The following is a 1,022-nucleotide window of genomic DNA, read 5'->3' as shown; positions in this document are numbered from 1 at the left end:
GGCGGCGGCCCGGCTGCGCAGCCTAACCCTCGATCTGGCCGTGGAGCGGCTGACGGACCGGTTCGCGCTGCTGACCGGCGGCTGCCGGACCGCGGCGCCGCGCCACCACAGCCTGCTCGGGACGGTCGAGTGGAGCTACGAACTGTGCACCGCCGCCGAGCGGCTGCTGTGGAACCGGCTGGCCGTCTTCCGCGGCGGCTTCNNTGCTCGACCGGCTGGTCGCCCAGTCCGTCGTGGGGGTCTGCGACCGTGGCGGAGTGCCCCGCTACCACCTGCCGGAGATCCTGCGCGAGTACGGATACGCCCGGCTCGCCGAACCGGACCGGCGACGGTTGCTGCGGCGGCACCGCGACTTCTTCGTGACCCTCGCCGAACGTATCGCGCTGCGCTGGTACGGTCCCGGCCAGCAGGAGGCCCTGGCCCGGCTGCGCGCCGAACAGGCCAATCTGCGGAAGGCGCTGGACTACCGGCACGACGCCGCTGACATCGATGCCCATGCCCATGCCCATGCCCACGCCCATGCCGATGCGGCTGCACATGGCGATGCCGATACCGATGCCGGTGTCCATGCCGACGGCTGTGCCGACGCGCAGGCCATGCTCGCCCTGGCCGCGGCGCTGCGTTTCCACTGGTGCGCCAACGGCCTGCTCGGAGAGGGCCGGCAACGACTGGACCGCGCGCTCGCCGCGGCCCCCGAGCCCACCCTGCCACGGGCGCGGGCGCTGTCCGCCGCCGCCTATCTGGCTCTGCTCCAGGCCGACCTGGGGACGGCCCGAACCCGGCTGGCCGAGGTCGAACGACTGGGCCGCCAGTTGAGGAGCCCGTCCGTCCTGGCGCACGCCCAGGGGCTGCGTGGCAGCGCGGCACTCCTCATGAACAGTCCCGAGCAGGCTCTCGCCCACTTCGAGGAGGCACTGGCCACCCATCGCGGGGCCCGCGAGACGGCGGAACCGCTCTTCTGGCTCTTCCAGATGACCATCGCCCAGAGCCGGCTGGCGGACCCGCGCGCCGCCGACACCGGC

General features: G+C 73.4%; 1 pseudogene. It reads left to right on the top strand.

Annotated features, from left to right (window positions below):
* Window positions 1–204: 204 nt before the first annotated feature.
* Window positions 205–1,022, top strand: a pseudogene (locus AOK08_RS46805) (LuxR family transcriptional regulator); the annotation flags it as partial.

This window comes from Streptomyces graminilatus (assembly GCF_001418565.1).
In the GTDB taxonomy this organism is placed as follows: domain Bacteria; phylum Actinomycetota; class Actinomycetes; order Streptomycetales; family Streptomycetaceae; genus Streptomyces; species Streptomyces graminilatus.
Note: the sequence above shows the minus strand (reverse complement) of the source record. Positions and strands in the feature narration are given on the sequence as shown.